This is a genomic window from Lentzea aerocolonigenes, from assembly GCF_000974445.1.
In the GTDB taxonomy this organism is placed as follows: Bacteria; Actinomycetota; Actinomycetes; order Mycobacteriales; family Pseudonocardiaceae; genus Lentzea; species Lentzea aerocolonigenes.
Genome location: NZ_BBOJ01000019.1, coordinates 148,134 through 166,045, shown reverse-complemented (window position 1 = coordinate 166,045; position 17,912 = coordinate 148,134). Strand labels below are relative to the sequence as shown.

The following is a 17,912-nucleotide window of genomic DNA, read 5'->3' as shown; positions in this document are numbered from 1 at the left end:
CTGGAGCACTCGTCGGGTCAATGGGATCTGAAAGGATTCAGACCGAGGTCTGCGTGCCCAACGCCTCCAGGAACGACCTCGCCCAGCGGTCAACGTCGTGGGTGAGGACTTGGCGGCGCAGCGCGCGCATCCTACGGCGGCCTTCAGCAGGATCGATGTCGAGGGCGGCCTGCAGAGCGTTCTTGACACCGTCCAGATCATGGGGGTTCACCAGGAACGCACTGGTCAGTTCTGCGGCAGCGCCGGCGAACTCGCTGAGCACCAGAGCTCCACCAAGATCATATCGGCAGGCCACGTACTCCTTGCACACGAGGTTCATTCCGTCCCGAACAGGCGTGACGACCATGACGTCCGCCGCGCTCATGAACGCGACGAGCTCCTCGCGGTTCACCGACTGGTGCAGGTAGTGCACGACGGGTTTGCCGACCCGGCCGAACTCGCCGTTGATCCGGCCGACGGACTGCTCGATGTCCTGGCGCATCGTCTTGTAGTGGTCGACGCGCTCACGGCTGGGCGTGGCGAGCTGGACCATCGTGACGTCCTCCGGGTTCACGCGTCCGTCCGCGATCAGCTCGTACAGAGCGCGGATCCGGACGTCGATGCCCTTCGTGTAGTCGAGACGGTCCACGCCCAGCAGGATGCGCTTCGGGTTGCCCAGATCCGCTCGAATCTGCTTCGCGCGGGCCTGCGTCTCCTTGCGCCGCGCCACCGCGTCGAGGCCCGCGCTGTCGATCGAGATCGGGAACGCGCCGACGCGCACCGTGCGGTCACCGACCTGCACGACACCGGGCCGGGTCCGGACGCCGACGGTGCCGCGGCTCGGCTCCAGGCCGACCAGGCGCCTGGCCAGCCAGAGGAAGTTCTGCGCGCCACCGGGCCGGTGGAAGCCCACCAGGTCGGCGCCGAGCAGGCCGCGGATGATCTCCGTGCGCCACGGGAGCTGCATGAACAGCTCGACCGGCGGGAACGGGATGTGCAGGAAGAAGCCGATCTTGAGGTCGGGCCGCTGCTCGCGCAGCATCGCCGGGACGAGCTGCAGCTGGTAGTCCTGCACCCACACGGTCGCGCCCTGGGCGGCGACCTTCGCGGTCGCGTCGGCGAACCGCTGGTTGACCCGCACGTAGGAGTTCCACCAGTGCCGGTGGAACGCGGGCTGCGCGACGACGTCGTGGTAGAGCGGCCACAGCGTGCCGTTGGAGAAGCCCTCGTAGTAGTCCTCGACCTCTTTGGCGGACAGCTCGACCGGGTGCAGCAGCAGGCCGTCGTCCTCGAACGGAGCGACCTCGGCGTCGGCCACACCCGGCCAGCCGACCCACGCGCCGCTGTGTGAGCGGAGGAACGGTTCGAGCGCGCTCACCAACCCACCGGGGCTGTGCTTCCACCGTTCTGTCCCGTCGGGCAAGCGCTCCAGGTCAACCGGCAGCCGGTTGGCCACGACTACGAATTCCGCCCCGTTCTCGCCAATGTCCATGCTCACAAACACCGAGGCTAGTGCGGACGCGTGTCCGGGGCGTGTCGTGTAACCCCCGTCACAGCGAGGTTCACTCCAACCGACGCTTGGTGGGTTTGAGCGGCCCGGACATGCGTGGACCAGCGAACTTCCGCTCCAGACGACCCAGTCCGGTGCGCACCGGCTGGGCCAGGTACTCGCCGAACACCACCCCTCCGGCGAGAGCGAGAGCAATACCACTCGCGAACACCAAAGTGCTCAAACCGGCCGGATCGCCCTCCGCGGTGAGCTGGAACAGCCCCCGGTACGTGGTCCAGCCGGGCAGCAGCGGCACGACTCCTGCCTGCACGACGACCAGCGTCGGGATGCGCAACCGGCGGGTCATGGTCGCGCCGCCGAACCCGGTGATCGCGGCGGCGACGGCGGACCCGAGCAGCGCGTCGAGGCCGAACGAGGTGACCAGGCCGTAGGCGGCGGTGCCGATCGCGCCGGAGATGGCGGCGGCGACGAGCGCGCGGGGCCGGGCGTAGCAGGCGAGCGCGAAGAACGCGCTGGTCGCCGCACCGGCCGCGAACTGCATCGGGACCGCGGAGATCAACGGCGGCAGCGGGTCGGTCAGCTTGATCTGGAGTCCGAAGTGGACGGCCGTACGGATGGCGAGCGCGACACCCGCGATCAGACCGGCGCTGAGCAGCACGGTCTCGACGGTGCGGCCGGCGGCCGTGACGTTGTAGCCGGAGATCGCGTCCTGCACCGTGCTGACCAGGGCGAGCCCGGAGAGCAGCACGACGATGCCGACGGCGACCAGCAGGCTCGGCCGGACGTCGGGCAGCAGCCCGGTGGCGAACACGGTGAGCGCCGCGCCCGTGGCGAGCGCACCGCCGACGACCTGCTGGAAGAAGAAGGGCAGCGCACGGCGGTTGAGAATCCGGCCGACGCGGTCGATCACGGCGGTGACGACCCCGGCGGTGATCGCGAGCTCCAGCCCGCCGCCGACGAGGAACGCGACGGCCGCGGCCATGCCGGCCCAGGCGACGGTGGCGACCCAGCGCGGGTACGGGTGCTTGGCGGTGGTGATGTTCTCGAGCTCGGCGTGCGCGTCCTCGATCGGCCCGAGGTTCCGCACGAGGTGCTCGACGGCGGCCAGCCGCGTGTAGTCGAGACTGCGTTGCCGGACGACCCGGACTGCGGTGATCGGCGGCGCGTCCGTTCCTCTGTGACAGGAAACGCTGATAGAGGTGTAGATCACGTCGACTTCCGTGTGCGGAAGTCCATAGCTCTCGGTAACGGAAAGAATCGTCGCTGTCACATCGGCCGCACCGGCCCCACTGGCCATTTGGACCTCACCGATCTTCAGTGCGAGATCGAGTACCAGGTGAACAGTGGTGTCGTCGGGCAGCGCGGGGCCGTGCAGGTTGTTCGTGGAAATCTCGTGCACCTCCGTCGTGTGATCGTGAGGAGTCCTTCGACTGTTGCTGTGTCGTCGACCACCTCCGATCGGGCGACCCGAAAAGGAGGACATGATCACTGTCTGTTGGTTACCCTCCTGACCTGGTCAAGGCGGCCTGCTGGGCGCTTTGAGCCACTCAGTTGGTTGGTCCGACTCCGGTCGGAGCAATCCGATCACACTGAGAGCAGACCGTTCGCCGCAGGTAGCACCCGCAACGGGCGCTTACCATGTTCGCGAACACGAGCCAGGCCGGCGTAGCTCAATTGGCAGAGCACTCGCCTTGTAAGCGAAAGGTTAGGGGTTCGATTCCCCTCGCCGGCTCTTCAACAACGAGGGTTCGCCCAGGTGGGCGGGCCCTCGTCGTTATTCGGTGTGACAGTTCGTCATGTTTTGCGAACGAGTCCGGTGAAGCCCGCGACGCTCAACGTGGCGAACGACCACCCCAGGATCTGCACGACCCACCCTGCTCCGGTCGCCCACTGCCCGGCTGGTCCGTTCGCCAGTTCGCATCTCGGTGTGCCGCCGAGCTTCACGAGCGGGATCGCGAGGTCCGCCGCAAGACTGATTCTGTTCACAGATGAACAGGAGTCCGCTGGGCGGTCCTTGGCCGGGGTCAGGCCGTTGTTCTCCCCGGCTGTCCACACCAGACAGAGCGAGAGCAGGAACGTGATCAGCAGACCCGCCACGGCCCTGGACGGCTTGTAGCCGTAGCCGAGGGTGACGCCGAGGAACCAGTGCCACAGCTTGTTGCCGGGGTCGCCGCGGTGGCGGAGGTCTTTCTGCTGCGCGATCAGGACCTTGCGGGCCGTGTGCTCGTGGCCGGCGGCTCGGTGGACGGCCGCAAGTTGTTGGTACGGCTGGGCTTCGTACTCCGGCGTGTGGTCACGCAGCATCGTGAGCCACGCGCCGGTGTCCTCAGGTGGTTCCGGGTAGGTCAGGCCGTTCAGCGACGTGGTGAACCCGCCGGCGTCGGTGAGCTCCGCGACGTCGAGCAGGAGCGCCCGCCCTGCTCGTGTCGTGAACAGGTCGACCGCGAGTCCGCCGCCGTGATTGATGATCTTGCGGGGGCTGATGGTGATCTCGCCTCCGACGTCGGTGTCGCTGATCTCCAGCGCGGCGCCGAACGACTTCGCCTCGATGCGCGAGCGGAACACCACCAGGCTGCCCTCGATGGTCGCTCTGTGCACCGTCACGGCCTCGCCGGTCCGGTTGCGGATGAACCCGCCGATCCAGAGGTCCCCGCCGAGTCTCGCGTTGATGAGTTCGACGGTGGGACCGGCGCTGTTGCTCAGAGCGTTGAAGCCGCGGTCGAGGGTGATGCCGGAGCGGATGTGCGCGCCGTTGCCGCGCAGTGCGGCACCGGTGTCGCTGCGCAGCACCGCGCCGCCGAGGCGGAGTCCGCGTGCCGTCGCGTCGGTGAAGGTCACCGCGTCGCCGTTCCCGCCCGACCGCACGAAGGCGTTGTGCAGCCTGACCATGCCGCCGATCCGGGAACCGTCGAGGTAGATCCCGTCGTTGGCGGCGTCGACGACGGCCCTGTTGAGCATGAGATCCATGCCGATGTCGCAGCTGTCGAACCAGCACCCGATGTTCTCGGAGGTGACGAACACGTCGTCCATCCACACGTCGCGGCTGACGTGCATCCCTCCGGCGTCGAGACCGTGCAGTCTGCTCCTCGTGAGCAGTAGCGGGCCGTCGATCCTCGCGTTGTCCAGGTCCAGGACACCGGTGCAGCGGGCGTCCCGCATGCCGAAATAGTTCGTGCGCAGGCCTTCTGCGTTGATGCCGGGCAACGTCGAGTCGTCGAGCGACAGCCCAGGCAGGTCCGTGTGGAAGAGCGACAGCGGCTCTTCGAAGAAGCAGTTGTCCAGCAACAACGGCGATGACGACTGGAAGAAGTCGAGAGCCAGCTGGCCGGTGATCCGGGCGCCGCTCACCTGGAGCCCGACCGGGCCGACGTCTCCCGCGTACAGCAGGTCGTGGATCGCCTGAGCGCGCAGCACGTTGTTCCCACGACGTGAGAGGTCGAGCACTTCGCCCGCCTCAGCAGCGCGTTTCATGTCCTGCTCTGTCTCACTAGGACGTGACATCGTGTGCACCATGTCCTACCTCGCGGATAGCGTGCGCTACGACCAGATGACGTACCGGCGGACGGGTCGCAGCGGTCTCAAGCTGCCGGCCATCTCGCTCGGTCTGTGGCACAACTTCGGCGGCGACCGGCCGTACGAGCTGGGTCGCGGGATCGCGCGCAGGGCGTTCGACCTCGGTGTCACGCACTTCGACCTCGCCAACAACTACGGTCCGCCGTACGGCTCGGCGGAAGTCACGTTCGGGCAGATCCTCTCCGATGATCTCAGGCCGTACCGCGACGAGCTGGTGATTTCGACGAAGGCGGGCTACGACATGTGGCCGGGACCGTACGGGGAGTGGGGCAGCCGCAAGTACCTGCTGAGCTCGCTCGACCAGTCGCTGACGCGGATGGGGCTCGACTACGTCGACATCTTCTACTCGCACCGGTTCGACCCCGAGACGCCGCTCGAGGAGACGATGGGCGCGCTGGTCAGCGCGGTGCAGCAGGGCAAGGCGCTCTACGTCGGCATCTCGTCGTACTCGCCCGCCAAGACGCGTGAGGCGGCCGAGCTGCTGCGGTCCGCGGGCGTGCCGTTGCTGATCCACCAGCCGTCGTACTCGATGCTGAACCGCTGGATCGAGCCGGAGCTGCTGGACACGCTGGAGGAGGTCGGCGCGGGCTGCATCGCGTTCTCGCCGCTCGCGCAGGGCATGCTGACCGACCGGTACCTCAACGGCATTCCGGAGGGCTCGCGCGCCTCGCAGGGCAAGTCGCTGTCGACGGACCTGCTGACCGAGGAGAACCTCGGCCGCATCCGGGCGCTGAACGAGATCGCGAAGTCCCGCGGGCAGTCGCTGGCCCAGCTCGCGTTGACGTGGACCATCCGCGACCCGCGCGTCACGTCGGCCTTGATCGGCGCGTCGTCGGTGGGGCAGCTGGAGCAGAACCTCGCGGCGTTGCAGGCGTCGCCGTTGACCGACGACGAGCTCGCCGAGATCGACAAGTACGCCGTCGAGTCGGGCATCGACCTGTGGGCGACGAGCTCGCAGGCCGAGTAGCGAAGTGCACGCGGGGAGCTTTCGTGCGCACTGAGCGCACGCAAGGGCCCCGCGTGCCGTCAGCCGGAAAGTACGCGGGGAGCTTTCGTACTCTCCTGGAGGACGCGAGGGCCCCGCGTGCGGTCAAGCTAGGGCTGACGGGGGAGGCGGATCGTGAAGGTGGTCGAGCCGGGGCGGCTGGCCACGGTGATCGTGCCGCCGTGTGCTTCGACCAGTGACTGCACCACCGCGAGCCCGAGGCCGCTGCCGCCGCGCTGCCGGGTCCGCGAGTCGTCCACGCGGTAGAACCTGTCGAAGATCCGGGCCTGGTCCGCCTCCGGGATGCCGGGCCCGGTGTCGCTCACCTTCACGACCGCCCAGTCGCCGGACGCCGTCACCTGCACCGACACCGCGGTGCCCGCCGGGGTGTGCACGGCGGCGTTGGTCAGCAGGTTGTCGAGCACCTGCCGCAGCCTGGTCGGGTCCGCGGTCATGGTCACCGTGTCGGCGTCGACCTCCAGCGAGTGCGAGGGCCTGGCCGCGCGGAACGCGTCCGCTGCCGCCTCCGCGATCACCGCCAGGTCGAGCTCCTCGGGGCGCAGCGGTGGTTCGGACTCGGCCGAGTCCAGGCGTGCCAGCAACAACAGGTCGTCGAGCAGCACGCTCATCCGTGACGCCTCCGACCGCAGCTTCTCCAGGTGCTTCTCGCGTTCGCCCGGCTCGTTGGCCGCCGCGTACCGGAACAGGTCGGCGTAACCGCGCAACGACGTCAACGGCGTGCGCAGCTCGTGTGAGGCGTCGGCGATGAACCGCCGGAGGCGTTGCTCTGCTGCTGTGCGTGCGGCCAAAGAAGAGTCGATGTGCGCGAGCATCGTGTTGAACGCTTCACGCAGCTCCTCGACCTCGACGCCGCCGCCCTTGCCGTCCACGCGCACGGCGAGATGGGCGGAGTCGGTCAGGTCGTGCGACGAGATGCCGTGTGCTGTGTCGGCCATGTTCGACAACGGCTGGAGGCCCTTGCGGATCAGCGCCTGGCCGCCGACGACCAGGACCACCAGCGCGGCCAGGATCGCGATCACCCCGACCGTGATCAGCTGCGAGAGCGTGCTGTCCCTGTCGGCCATCGGAGCCGCGCTGACCAGCACGATCTCGTTCGTCTTGATCGGGCACGCGCGGAGCCGGAACTTGCCCTCGCCGCGCAGGTACTCGGTCTCGAACTGCTCGGTGACCAACGCCCTCTTCGCGATGGCGTCGAACTCCTCGCGGTCCTCCGGCTGCGGCTGCTCGCCCGGCTGGGCGCGCAGAGCACCGTCCTCCATCTTGTAGACGACGGCGAACCAGGTCGGCGGGAGCTTGGTGACCTTGTCGTAGTACTCGACGTCGTGCGCCGCGCCGGTCTGGCTGATCGCCATCTGGTCGTCGAGCCGGTTGTCGAGAAATGTCTTCATCGACGTGAAGGTGACCGCGCCGACGATCGCGAAGACGGCGAGCACCAGTGCGCCGAGGCCGAGGGTGAGCCTCGTGCCGAGGCGGAGCTGCTTCCTCATTCCGCTGCTCGGCGGAGCACGTACCCCACACCGCGCACGGTGTGGATCAACGGCTCGTGGCCGTCGTCGAGCTTGCGGCGCAGGTGGGAGATGACGAGCTCGACCACGTTGGACCGGCCGCCGAAGTCGTACTCCCACACGTGGTCGAGGATCTGCGCCTTCGTGAGCACGGCCGGTGAGCGGCGCATCAGGTAGCGCAGCAGCTCGTACTCGGTCGGGGTGAGGGTGACGAGCTTGCCGCCGCGCCGGACCTCGCGCGTGTCCTCGTCCATCACCAGGTCGGACACCTTCAGCACGGAACGCTTCCACGACGGACCCGTCGAGCGGCGCAACACGGCCCGAAGGCGCGCCATCAGCTCTTCGACGGAGAACGGTTTCACGAGGTAGTCGTCGCCGCCCCGCGTGAGACCCGCCACACGGTCCGCGGTGCCGTCACGAGCCGTCAGGAACACCACGGGCACCATCGCCCCGGCCGCGCGCATTCGATCAAGAACGGTGAATCCGTCCAGGTCAGGCAGCATGAGGTCGAGCACGACGATGTCCGGCTGGAACTCGGCGGCTTCTCTGAGCGCGTCCTCGCCGCTGAGGGCCGTGGCGGCCTGCCAGCCCTCGTACCGGGCGACCGTCGCGACCAGGTCAGCGATGTGCGGCTCATCGTCCACGACGAGCAATCGAACCGAGTTCCCCTTGTCCACGTGCTCATGGTGCGTCACCTGGTGCTCCGCCCGCTCGATCGACAGGAAGTCGACAGCCCGTCCAAAGCGGAGCCACAGCTCTGGCGCCAAGGATCGAGAACGACCGAGACCGCCCCGGACCGAGGAGCCCGCCGTGACGACCACCCTGCAGCAGACCGTGCGGCCGGCCGCAGCCGGTCGCGCGACGCCGCACAAGGTGCTGGCCAAAGCCGGCCTCTACGCGTTCCTCCTGGCCAACGCGGCTTTCGTGACCTACCTCTTCAACGCGGCGGGCGTCGGGTCGAACAAGCTCGTGAACTTCGGCAGGCTCGCCGGTCTCTACGGCGCGCTCGCGATGGCGTTCCAGCTGCTGCTGGTCGCGCGCCTGCCGTGGCTCGACCGCCGGCTCGGCATGGACAAGCTGACGTCGTGGCACCGCTGGGTCGGCTTCACGATCTTCTGGATGCTGGTCGGGCACCTGGTCCTGATCGCGTTCGGCAACGCGGGCGACGACGGCCCGATCGCCGAGGTCATCAGGCAGGCGACCGAGCTGGAGGGCATCCTCCGCGCACTGGTGGCGTGGGTGATCATCATGGTCGTCGGTGTGGTCTCCGCCCGTTTCGCGCGGCGTCGCATGGCCTACGAGACCTGGCACTTCATCCACCTCTACACCTACATCGCGATCTTCCTCGCGTTCACGCACCAGATCGTCGTGGGCAGCACGTTCCGCAAGTCCGCGCTCGCGACCGGCTACTGGTGGGGTCTCTGGGCGTTCGCGATCGGATCCGTCGTGATCGGACGGCTGGTGCTCCCGTTCTGGCGGAACTGGCGCCACCAGTTCCGGGTCGCCGCGGTCGTGCCGGAGGCGCACAACGTCGTCTCCGTCTACATCGAGGGCAAGGACCTGGACCAGCTCGGCGCCAAGGCCGGTCAGTTCTTCCTGTGGCGCTTCCTGACCAAGGACCGCTGGTGGCAGGCCAACCCGTTCTCGCTGTCCGCGGCCCCGAACGGCAAGTACCTGCGGCTCACCGCGAAGGCGCTCGGCGAGGGCAGCGCGGACGTCCGCAACATCAAGGTCGGCACCCGAGTGTTCGCCGAGGGCCCGTACGGCGCCTTCACGACCATGCACCAGACCAGGCCGAACGCGCTCCTCGTCGCGGGTGGTGTCGGCGTCACGCCGATCCGCGCGCTGCTGGAGGAGATCAAGGGTCACGTCGTGGTGCTGTACCGGGTGAGCGACCCGAAGGAGGCAGTGCTGCTGCGCGAGCTCGAAGGCCTCGCCCAGGCCAAGGGCGCGGTGCTGCGGCTGGTCACCGGTTCCTCGAAGACCATCACCGCGAACGGGCCGTTGCTCGGTCCGGACAACATCGCCGCGCTCGTGCCGGACGTGGAGGACCGCGACGTCTTCATCTGCGGCCCGAACGGCATGACCGACGCCGTGGTGCAGAGCCTGTCCGAACTGGGAGTGCCCAGCAACCAGATCCACGCCGAGCGCTTCGCGCTGGCCAACTGAGAGGGCGACGACGTGAAGAGGGCAATTCCCGTTCTGGCGCTGAGCGTCGCCGGCCTGGTGCCGGTGTGGCTGTACTCGCCGGGCGCGGCGCACGAGGGCGAGATCAACGAGGCCGCCGCCGCGCCGGAAACCCAGCAGCAGAAGCAAACCCCGGCCCCGGCCGCGCCGAAGACGACCAGCCCGGCTCCGAAGGCGAACGGAACCGCGCCGACGACCCAACAGCAGCAACAGCAGCAGACCCAGACCAGGAACGTGTCCGGTCCCGCGGTGAACACGTCCGAAGGCACGGTGCAGGTGCAGGTGACGCTCCAGGGCACCAAGATCACCGACGTGAAGGCGTTGCGGGCACCGAACAGCAACCCGACCAGGATGGCGCTGCCGCTGCTGCGGGAGTCGGCGTTGAAGGCGCAGAGCGCGGACATCGACACGGTGTCCGGTGCGACCGCGACCTCCGAGGGCTACAAGCAGTCGCTGCAGGCCGCGCTCGACGGAGCGAAGTAGCCGTGCCGGTGCGGCGCGTCGAGCACATCATGGGCCTGCCGATCTCGCTGGACCTGCGTGACGGGGACGCCGAACTGGCCGAGCGGGCGTTCGCGTCGCTGAGGCAGGCGGACTCCCAGTTCTCGCCGTTCAAGCCGGACAGCGAGGTGTCCAGACTGGACCGGGGTGAGCTCACCAGGGAAGAGCTCACCCCGGACCTGGTCGAGGTGCTCTCGCTGTGCGACTGGTACGAGGACTCGACGGGCGGCGCGTTCACGGCGCGAGTGCCGGGCCGCGGGCTCGACCCGTGCGCGGTGGTGAAGGGCTGGGCCGTGCAACGCGCCGCGGACATCCTGCGGGAGGGTGGCGCGTCGTCGTACTGCCTCAACGCCGGTGGCGACGTCGTCACGGCCGGTGAGCCCGAACCCGGAAAGCCTTGGCGTGTGGGCGTTCGGCATCCCGACTTCGCCGACCAGGTCTGCGTCGTGCTCGGCGTGCGGGACGGAGCCGTTGCCACGTCAGCGTTGTACGAACGCGGACAGCACATCCTGGACGGCCGTACCGGTCAGCCGGTGACGGGAATCCTGTCCGTCACGGTTTTCTCCGACGACCTCGCGATCGCGGACACCACTGCCACAGCGGCATTCGCGCTGGGCAGGGACGGGATCGAGTGGGCCGCGTCGCAAGAGGACTGCGAGGTCTTCATCGTCGACGAAGATCGCAAAGTCTTTTCGAGCCCTGGACTTCCGGTACACATCTGTTAGCATGCCCGCCCAACGGAGCTTGACTCCGCGGCACGTTTTTCGTTGATCAAGAGCTGGATCGGAGCTCGCGCTCGGGGCAAGTCCCGGCCTGCTGTCGACCAACTACTCGTGCGAGAGAGCCTGTCGGTGCGCGAATTCGGGAGCGCGCGCCGACAGGCTCTTTCTGTTCTCTACGCCGGAACCGGTACAGCCGGGCTGGTGATCGGCGGGACCGGGACGTTCGCCGCGCGCACCAGCCGTGGCCCGTCGGGGCCGTAAACCGCGCGAGGCTCCGGGAAGACGAAGAGCAGCGCCAGGAACAACACGGCGGCGACGGCGATCGACAGCGGCAGGCTGACGTCCACACCGCCGGCGAAACCGCCCAGCGGTCCGACGAACTGGCCGGGGATGTTGGTGAACAGCACGCCCACGACCGCCGCGACCCACCACGCCGTCATGCCGCGCCAGTTCCAGCCGTGCGCGAACCAGTACCGGCCACCGCGCTGACGCCGGTTGAACACCTGCAACGCCTCCGGGTCGTACCAGCCGCGCCGGGTGAACAGGCCGAGCATCATCACGACCATCCACGGCGTGGTGCACGTGATGATCAGCGTGGCGAACGTCGAGATGCTGCGCACCAGGTCGAACCCGAAGCGGCCGACGAAGATGAACACCACGGCGAGCGCGCCGACGAGCACCGTCGCCTGCACGCGGGACAGTCGTGGGAACACCGAGGAGAAGTCCAGGCCGGTGCCGTAGAGCGCGGTCGTCCCGGTGGACATCCCGCCGATCAGCGCGAGCAGGCAGACCGGCAGGAAGAACCACTGCGGCGCGATCGCCAGCAGCCCGCCGACGAAGTCCTGGGTATCCACATAGGACGGTGCGGCGGAGGCGATGATGCTGGCGGTGGCCAGGCCGAACACGAACGGCACGAGTGTCGCGACCTGGGACAGGAACGCTGCGGCGATGACCCGGCGGTGCGGGGTGCTCGCCGGGACGTACCGCGACCAGTCACCGAGGAATGCGCCGAACGACACCGGGTTGGCCAGCACGATCAGCGCGGACCCGATGAACGCCGGCCAGAACGTGTCCTGGTTGATCGTGCCGGCGTACGACGGGTCGAAGACGCCCGCGAAGGCCACGACGCCGAGCGCGAAGAGGACCGTCGCCGAGACGACTGCGATCTTGTTGACGAAGAGCATGAACCTGAACCCGTAGGTGCAGACCACGAGCACCAGACCGGCGAACACTGCGTACGCGATCGCGTAGGAGAGCGTGCTGCGCGGCACCCCGAACAACCGGTGCGCACCGCCGACCAGAGCGTCGCCGGAGCTCCACACCGCGAGCGAGAAGAACGCCACCGCGGTCAGCAGCGAGAGGAACGAGCCGACGATCCGGCCGTGCACGCCCAGGTGCGCCGACGACGACACCGCGTTGTTCGTGCCGTTGATCGGACCGAAGATCGCCATCGGGCAGAGGATCAGCGCCCCGGCGAGCACTCCGAGCAGCGTCGCGGCCAGGCCCTGCCAGAAGGACAGTCCGAACAGGATCGGGAACGCGCCCAGCACGCAGGTGGAGAACGTGTTGGCGCCACCGAAGGCCAGCCGGAACAGGTCGAACGGGGTTGCGGTGCGTTCCGCGTCGGGGATCCGTTCGATGCCGTTGGTCTCGACCTGGGTGAGCGGCGGCGGTTGCTCGACCATGGGATCTCCTTGCAGGTCAGCGGTGGTGCGCCGACGCTACAAACCCGCAGGTGACCCAGGCCACTGGACGTTTCGTCCAACCGGCAGCCTCACGTTGTGCAAATCATCCCGCTGCGGAGTGCACGCGGGGAGCTTTCGTTCGCTCTGAGCGCGCGAAAGGGCCCCGCGTGCGAAAAGCAGCGGTCAGGCGTAGCGGGTTTCGTCGAATTCCAGGTTCACCGCGGAGCGGCCCAGGTCGCGGCCCATCTCGTCGAGCACGTCCACCAGTTCGAGCCCGCTCAGCCAGTCGCGGGGCAGCGCCTCGGTGCCGTGCAACGCGCCGAGGACGTTGCCGGTCAACGCCGCCGTGGCGTCACTGCCGCCGGAGTGGTTGGCGGCAGCGCGCATCGCGTCCACGAACTGCGACGGCTTCGGGTGCGTCAGCACGGTGTAGACCGCGATCGCCAGCGCCTCCGGGCCGGTCCAGCCGCTGCCGAGCCGGTCGACGCGCACGGACGACTCGCCGTCGTGCTCCTCGGCCAGCACCACGGCCCGCGTCAGCACCGTCGCCGTGTACGTGTCGTCGCGCAGCACTCGGCCGATGACCTGGTCGATGGCCTCGCGCACCGGCCTGCCCTTCACCGCGAGCAGGTGGATCAGCAACGCCAGCGCGCCGCCGGAGACCCAGCCGCCCGTGCCGCCGTGCGTCAACGCGGCGAAGCGGCAGCCCAGGTCGTACGCGATCGCCGCGGACGGTGCGAAGCCCGCCGGTGCGGTGCGCGTCACGCCGTTGCAGCCCGACGACTCGTTGTGCGGTTCCTGCGGTGTGGACATGGTGTCTGCCGCCAGCGCGCGCAGGCACGTCAAACCCGGCGAACGGCTCTCGTACAGCCGTTCGTCTGCGAGCAGGCCCACCGCGCCCCGTTCCGGGGCCGGCTGCTGCTGGGTGACCAACCAGCGCCGGTAGCTGTGCCACACCATCTCCGACGGCTCCCACTCACCGGTCCGCTTTCCGCGCACGTACGCGCGCAGGTAGCCGTCGGCGGTGAAGAGCGTCAGCTGGGTGTCGTCGGTGAACAGCGCGGGCTTCGGTGGTGCGACAACGCCCTCGGGGCCGTGTTCGCGCTGGATGTCGGCCCAGCCGAGGTACTGCACAGGAGCGCCGAGCGCATCACCGAGAGCGCCGCCGAGGAGGCACCCGGCGCCGCGGTCAACCACGGAGTCACGATCTCGCGGCACGCGTGAACAGTAGCGTCCCGCGAACTTGAACCGCACTTGTATCTGAGACGGCCCCTCCCGCACCTGTTGAAGTGACGAGGTCAGCGCAGGAGAGGGAGGGGCATGCGGAGCAAAACCGGACTCGAGTTCGGCGTGCTCGGTCCACTCCAGGTGCTCGCGGACGGCAGGCTGATCCAGCTCGGCCGCCGCGGCATGCGCGGACTGCTCGCCATGCTGGTCGTCGAGGCGAACCGGCCGGTCTCGATCGACCAGATCGTCGACGCGCTGTGGACGGACGCGCCGCCCGCCACCGCGCGGACGATCGTGCACGGGTACGTCTCGCGGTTGCGCAAGGTGCTGGAGGAGGCCGACCCGACCGGCTCGGCGACGATCCGCACGACACCGACCGGGTACCAGCTGGCCGTCGATCCGTGGCGTCTCGACCTGCACCGCGCGCGGCAGCTCGTGACGTCTTCTCGCGGCAAGCCCGCCGCCATCCGGGCGGGCTTGCTGCGCGAGGCGCTGGGGCTGTGGCGCGGGCCGGTGCTCGCCGACGTGCCGGGTGACCCGATGACCTCCGACCTGGAGGAGCTGCGGCTGTCGGCGCTGGAGGAGCGCATCGACGCCGAGCTGGAGCTGGGCCGGCACCTGGAGCTCGTGGGCGAGCTGCGCGGGCTCTGCACCGAGTACCCGTTCCGCGAACGGCTCGTCGCGCACAGCATGCGCGCGCTGTACCGGTCGGGTCAGCGCGCCGACGCTCTCGAGGCCTACCAACGGTTCCAGCGCCGCGCGGCGGACGAGCTGGGCATCGATCCCGGTCCACAGCTGCGGTTGCTGCACGAACAGGTGCTGCGCGACGACCCGGCGCTGAGCGTGATCGGTTCCGTCGAAGCCCGTCCCGTCGCACCGCGTGCGGGGATCGTGGCGCCGGCGCTGCTGCCCGCCTCCGCCACCCGTCTGTTCGGCCGGGACGACGACCTGTCTTGGCTCGACGGCGTCTGCGCGGCCAGGAACCTGCTCGCGACGACGGTGGCCGTGCTGACCGGTGCGCCCGGCGTCGGCAAGAGCGCCCTCGCGATCACGTGGGGGCACGAGCACTCCGAGATGTTCCAGCACGGCGTGCTGTTCGCGTCGCTCGGCGACACCGAGCCCGGTGAGGTGCTGACCAGGTTCCTGGTGGCGCTGGGCGTTCCCGCGGACGGTGTGCCGGTCGCGCTGGACGACCGCGTCGGGCTGTACCGGTCGTTGCTCAACCGCCGCCGCGTGCTCGTGGTGCTCGACGACGCGACGGGCTTCGAGCAGGTGCAGCCGTTGCTGCCGCCGGGGTCCGGGTCGGTGGTGCTCGTGACGTCGCGCAGCCAGCTGGAACGTCTCGTCGTCACCAACAGCGGCCGCGTGCGCAAGCTCGGCCCGTTGGACGAGGACGCCGCGCGCGAGCTGCTCGACGACGTGCTGGGCAAGCCGTTGTCCGAGGAGGACCCGGTGGCGGCGAGAAAGCTCGCCGAGCTGTGCGGTGGCCTGCCGCTGGCGCTGAGGGTGGCCGCGGCGAAGCTGGTGATCAGTCCGGAGTGGACGGTCGAGGAGCTCGTGGGCGAGCTGGCCGACGACGGGCAGCGGATGCGTGGCCTGGACCTACCTGAGGCAGGCGTGGGGGTGTCGCGGGCGCTGGACCTGTCGACCCGCGACCTGCCGTCCGACCTCGGCGAGGTCTTCCAGTCCGTCGGCATGGCGCCCGGCCGGTGGATGTCGTCGCACGCCGTCGCCGCCCTGACCCGCACGCACGTCGAGTCGGCCCGCGACCGCCTGGCGCAGCTCGTCGAGGTGAACCTGCTCGTCGAGCCGTGGCCGGACGGGTTCACGATGCACGAGCTGGTGCGCCTGTACGTGCGGGGAGCGGGCCGGGCGGACCGGGACTCGTTGCGGCGCCTGGTGAACTACTACCTCGTCGCGTGCGACCACGTCCGCCGCGCCATCCGACCGGCGCGCGACGGACTGGACTTCGCGTTGGGGGACAACGGTTCCACGTCGCTGCCGCCGTTCGGCGACCCGGTGGCCTGGTTCGACGAGGAGTGGCCCAACGTCGTCGCGATCGTGCACGCGGCCGCCGAAGCGGGCCTGCACGACCAGGTGTGGCAGCTCGTGAGACTGCTGCACCCCTACGCGACCGTGCGCGCGCTCACCGGGGAGTGGGTCGCGCTGGTCGGGTTCGGCCTGGCCGCGGCCGAGGTGACGGGGAGCCGCCTCGGCCAGATCCTGATGCTGGACACGACCTACACGACGAACGCCAGGCTGGGACTCCCCGTCCTGCTGCCCGACGCTCGCCGCGCGCACCGGCTCGCGACCGAACTGGGTGAGCGCCAGTACCTGGTGCTGACGCTCGCCCAGCTCGCGGACGTCCTGTTCCGGCTGGAGCACCACGACGAGGCGCTGCTGCACTTCTGGGAGTCGGTGCAGCTCGCGCAGCAGTCCGGCGACACCGTCGGCGAAGGTCACGGGCTGAACAACGTGGCGCAGGTCGAACAGGCCCGCGGCCGCGTGGAAGTGGCGCTGCAGCACCAAACTCGCGCCGTCGAGGTGTACCGGCGCTCAGGTGACCAGGCCGCGCTCGTCCGCGGTCTCGTCAACCTGGCCGAGCTGCACCTGCAGGCCGGTTCGCTGGACCAGGCGGAGTCGCTCGCACGGCAGGTCGTGGACCAGGCCGCCGCGGCCGAGATGACCTACCTGGAAGGTTTTGGCCGCCAGGTGCTCGGCGGAGTGTTGCTCCGGCGGGCGGAATGGGTTGCTGCGGCAGCGGAATTGACCGAGGCGCTGCGGCTGTACGCGCAGGTCAACTCGGCCCGTGCGGTCGAGGTGCGCGCGGCACTGGACTCGCTGTCGTCCGAGGTTTAGCGGCCGTTTAGTCGTCTGGTCCCAAAACATGGGAACGTGGAACTAGCAGCCGCCGAGTGGGGGATTACCGAGGGGGTAAGGCGACTGCGTTCGGAGGGTCCGACCGGCATTCGGGGGAGAGTGCCGGTCGGACCCTTCACCTCATCCGAAGTTCTCCTCGGTGCAGCGCGCGATCGGCAGCAGCTCCGGCCTCTTCGGCGCCATCCCGTCGCCCATCGACTCACCCCGCAGCGTGCGTCCGATCCACGGCACCACGTGCTCGCGCGCCCACTTGAGGTCGGCCTTGCGCTGGGTGACCCAGTCCGTCTGCTCCAACGCCGGCCACGGCTCGTTCCACGAGTGGTCGTCGCCGAGCCCGAGCACCTCGTAGGCCTTGAGTGCGACCCGCTGGTGCCCCTCCGGCGACAGGTGCAGCCTGTCCTCGCTCCACGCGCGACGGTCGTGCAGCACGTGCATGGACCACAGGTCGACCATCCGGCAGTGGTAGCGCTCGGCGATCGACCACAGGTGGCTGTTGTAGATGGCGATCTTGCCCCGCAGGCTCCGCAGCAGCGGCGTGGACCGGGTGTCGAAGCCGGTGAAGATGACGACGTCGGCCCCGGCGGCGCGGAGATCGGCGACCGCGACCTCGTAGACCTCGGCCACCGCGTCCGGGTCGCTGTTCGGCAGCATGATGTCGTTGCCGCCCCCGCAGAACGTCACCAGGTCCGGCTTCAGCGAGATCGCGAGCGGCACCTGGTCGTCGATGATCTCCTGGAGCATCTTGCCCCTGACCGCCAGGTTGGCGTACATGAAGTCAGGCGCCTTCTGCGCGATCATCCCCGCCAGCCGGTCCGCCCAGCCCACGTAGGTGTCGCCAGGCCCCGGATCGTCCATGCCTTCAGTGAAGCTGTCCCCCAGGGACACGAGACTGTTCCATCGCAGCAGCACAACATCCCCCTCACTCCCACGTGCCCGCGGCTCCCGTTCGCAGGCGACTGGTCAGCATGCACAACCAAGCGCTGGTTACGCCACCGTCGGTTACGGCATCGTAGGTTTTGTCGCTGTGGGTGACGATTCTTTTACCACTCGATCGAGCGAAGCTTGAAGACGTTCCAGGGGATTTGTCCCACCCGGTCGCTAACTTCTGCCGGGTGCGTTCTGGTTTGCCGCTTCCCT

General features: G+C 68.9%; 13 protein-coding genes and 1 tRNA gene. 6 read left to right on the top strand and 8 right to left on the bottom strand.

Translation table 11 applies throughout. The features are described 5' to 3' along the window. Positions 1-37: 37 nt before the first annotated feature. Positions 38-1,471: an alpha,alpha-trehalose-phosphate synthase (UDP-forming) gene (locus AOM45_RS33865; protein ID WP_030471003.1), complete on the bottom strand. Its 1,434-nt coding sequence runs from the start codon at positions 1,469-1,471 to the stop codon at positions 38-40. 70 nt (positions 1,472-1,541) lie between these two features. Continuing rightward, positions 1,542-2,972: a threonine/serine exporter family protein gene (locus tag AOM45_RS33860; protein ID WP_051784289.1), complete on the bottom strand. Its 1,431-nt coding sequence runs from the start codon at positions 2,970-2,972 to the stop codon at positions 1,542-1,544. Positions 2,973-3,148: 176 nt separating this feature from the next. On the opposite strand from AOM45_RS33860, the gene AOM45_RS33855 reads away from it, so the two are divergent. Continuing rightward, positions 3,149-3,221, top strand: a tRNA-Thr gene (locus AOM45_RS33855). Between the two features lie 62 nt (positions 3,222-3,283). Here AOM45_RS33855 and AOM45_RS33850 read toward each other — a convergent pair. Continuing rightward, entirely contained in the window at positions 3,284-4,960 is a 1,677-nt protein-coding gene (locus tag AOM45_RS33850; RefSeq protein ID WP_030471001.1) for a hypothetical protein, read from the bottom strand. A 40-nt stretch (positions 4,961-5,000) separates the two neighbouring features. Here AOM45_RS33850 and mgrA point away from each other — a divergent pair, with 40 nt between their 5' ends. Beyond that, a complete protein-coding gene (gene mgrA / locus AOM45_RS33845; RefSeq protein ID WP_030471000.1) occupies positions 5,001-6,029 on the top strand; it encodes an L-glyceraldehyde 3-phosphate reductase in 1,029 nt (342 codons plus the stop codon). A gap of 128 nt (positions 6,030-6,157) precedes the next feature. On the opposite strand, the gene AOM45_RS33840 is transcribed toward mgrA, so the two are convergent. Then, positions 6,158-7,555 (bottom strand): sensor histidine kinase, encoded by a 1,398-nt coding sequence (locus tag AOM45_RS33840; RefSeq protein WP_030470999.1) that lies wholly within the window; start codon positions 7,553-7,555, stop codon positions 6,158-6,160. Then, positions 7,552-8,250, bottom strand: coding sequence for a response regulator transcription factor (locus tag AOM45_RS33835; protein WP_030470998.1), 699 nt, complete (start codon positions 8,248-8,250; stop codon positions 7,552-7,554). Before AOM45_RS33835 ends, AOM45_RS33840 begins: the two co-directional genes overlap by 4 nt. A 133-nt stretch (positions 8,251-8,383) precedes the next feature. On the opposite strand from AOM45_RS33835, the gene AOM45_RS33830 reads away from it, so the two are divergent. Genes AOM45_RS33830 through AOM45_RS33820 form a run of 3 tightly spaced genes read left to right on the top strand, consistent with a single transcriptional unit; the run spans position 8,384 to position 10,986 of the window. Further along, positions 8,384-9,742, top strand: a complete 1,359-nt coding sequence (locus AOM45_RS33830; protein ID WP_030470997.1) for a ferredoxin reductase family protein — start codon at positions 8,384-8,386, stop codon at positions 9,740-9,742. A 12-nt stretch (positions 9,743-9,754) separates the two neighbouring features. Continuing rightward, a complete protein-coding gene (locus tag AOM45_RS33825; protein ID WP_030470996.1) occupies positions 9,755-10,243 on the top strand; it encodes an FMN-binding protein in 489 nt (162 codons plus the stop codon). A 2-nt stretch (positions 10,244-10,245) separates the two neighbouring features. Then, the gene (locus AOM45_RS33820) at positions 10,246-10,986 is read left to right on the top strand and encodes an FAD:protein FMN transferase (RefSeq protein ID WP_236703919.1); all 741 of its coding nucleotides are present in this window, start codon (positions 10,246-10,248) and stop codon (positions 10,984-10,986) included. A gap of 170 nt (positions 10,987-11,156) precedes the next feature. On the opposite strand, the gene AOM45_RS33815 is transcribed toward AOM45_RS33820, so the two are convergent. After that, positions 11,157-12,668, bottom strand: coding sequence for a purine-cytosine permease family protein (locus AOM45_RS33815; RefSeq protein ID WP_030470994.1), 1,512 nt, complete (start codon positions 12,666-12,668; stop codon positions 11,157-11,159). 183 nt (positions 12,669-12,851) lie between these two features. Next, positions 12,852-13,886 carry an ADP-ribosylglycohydrolase family protein gene (locus AOM45_RS33810; protein ID WP_030470993.1) on the bottom strand — a complete coding sequence of 345 codons (1,035 nt, stop codon included), beginning with the start codon at positions 13,884-13,886 and terminating at the stop codon, positions 12,852-12,854. 102 nt (positions 13,887-13,988) lie between these two features. On the opposite strand from AOM45_RS33810, the gene AOM45_RS33805 reads away from it, so the two are divergent. Beyond that, positions 13,989-16,754: an AfsR/SARP family transcriptional regulator gene (locus AOM45_RS33805; RefSeq protein WP_030470992.1), complete on the top strand. Its 2,766-nt coding sequence runs from the start codon at positions 13,989-13,991 to the stop codon at positions 16,752-16,754. Between the two features lie 141 nt (positions 16,755-16,895). Here AOM45_RS33805 and AOM45_RS33800 read toward each other — a convergent pair whose 3' ends face one another. Further along, positions 16,896-17,660 carry an SGNH/GDSL hydrolase family protein gene (locus tag AOM45_RS33800; RefSeq protein WP_308202640.1) on the bottom strand — a complete coding sequence of 255 codons (765 nt, stop codon included), beginning with the start codon at positions 17,658-17,660 and terminating at the stop codon, positions 16,896-16,898. Positions 17,661-17,912 lie beyond the last annotated feature (252 nt).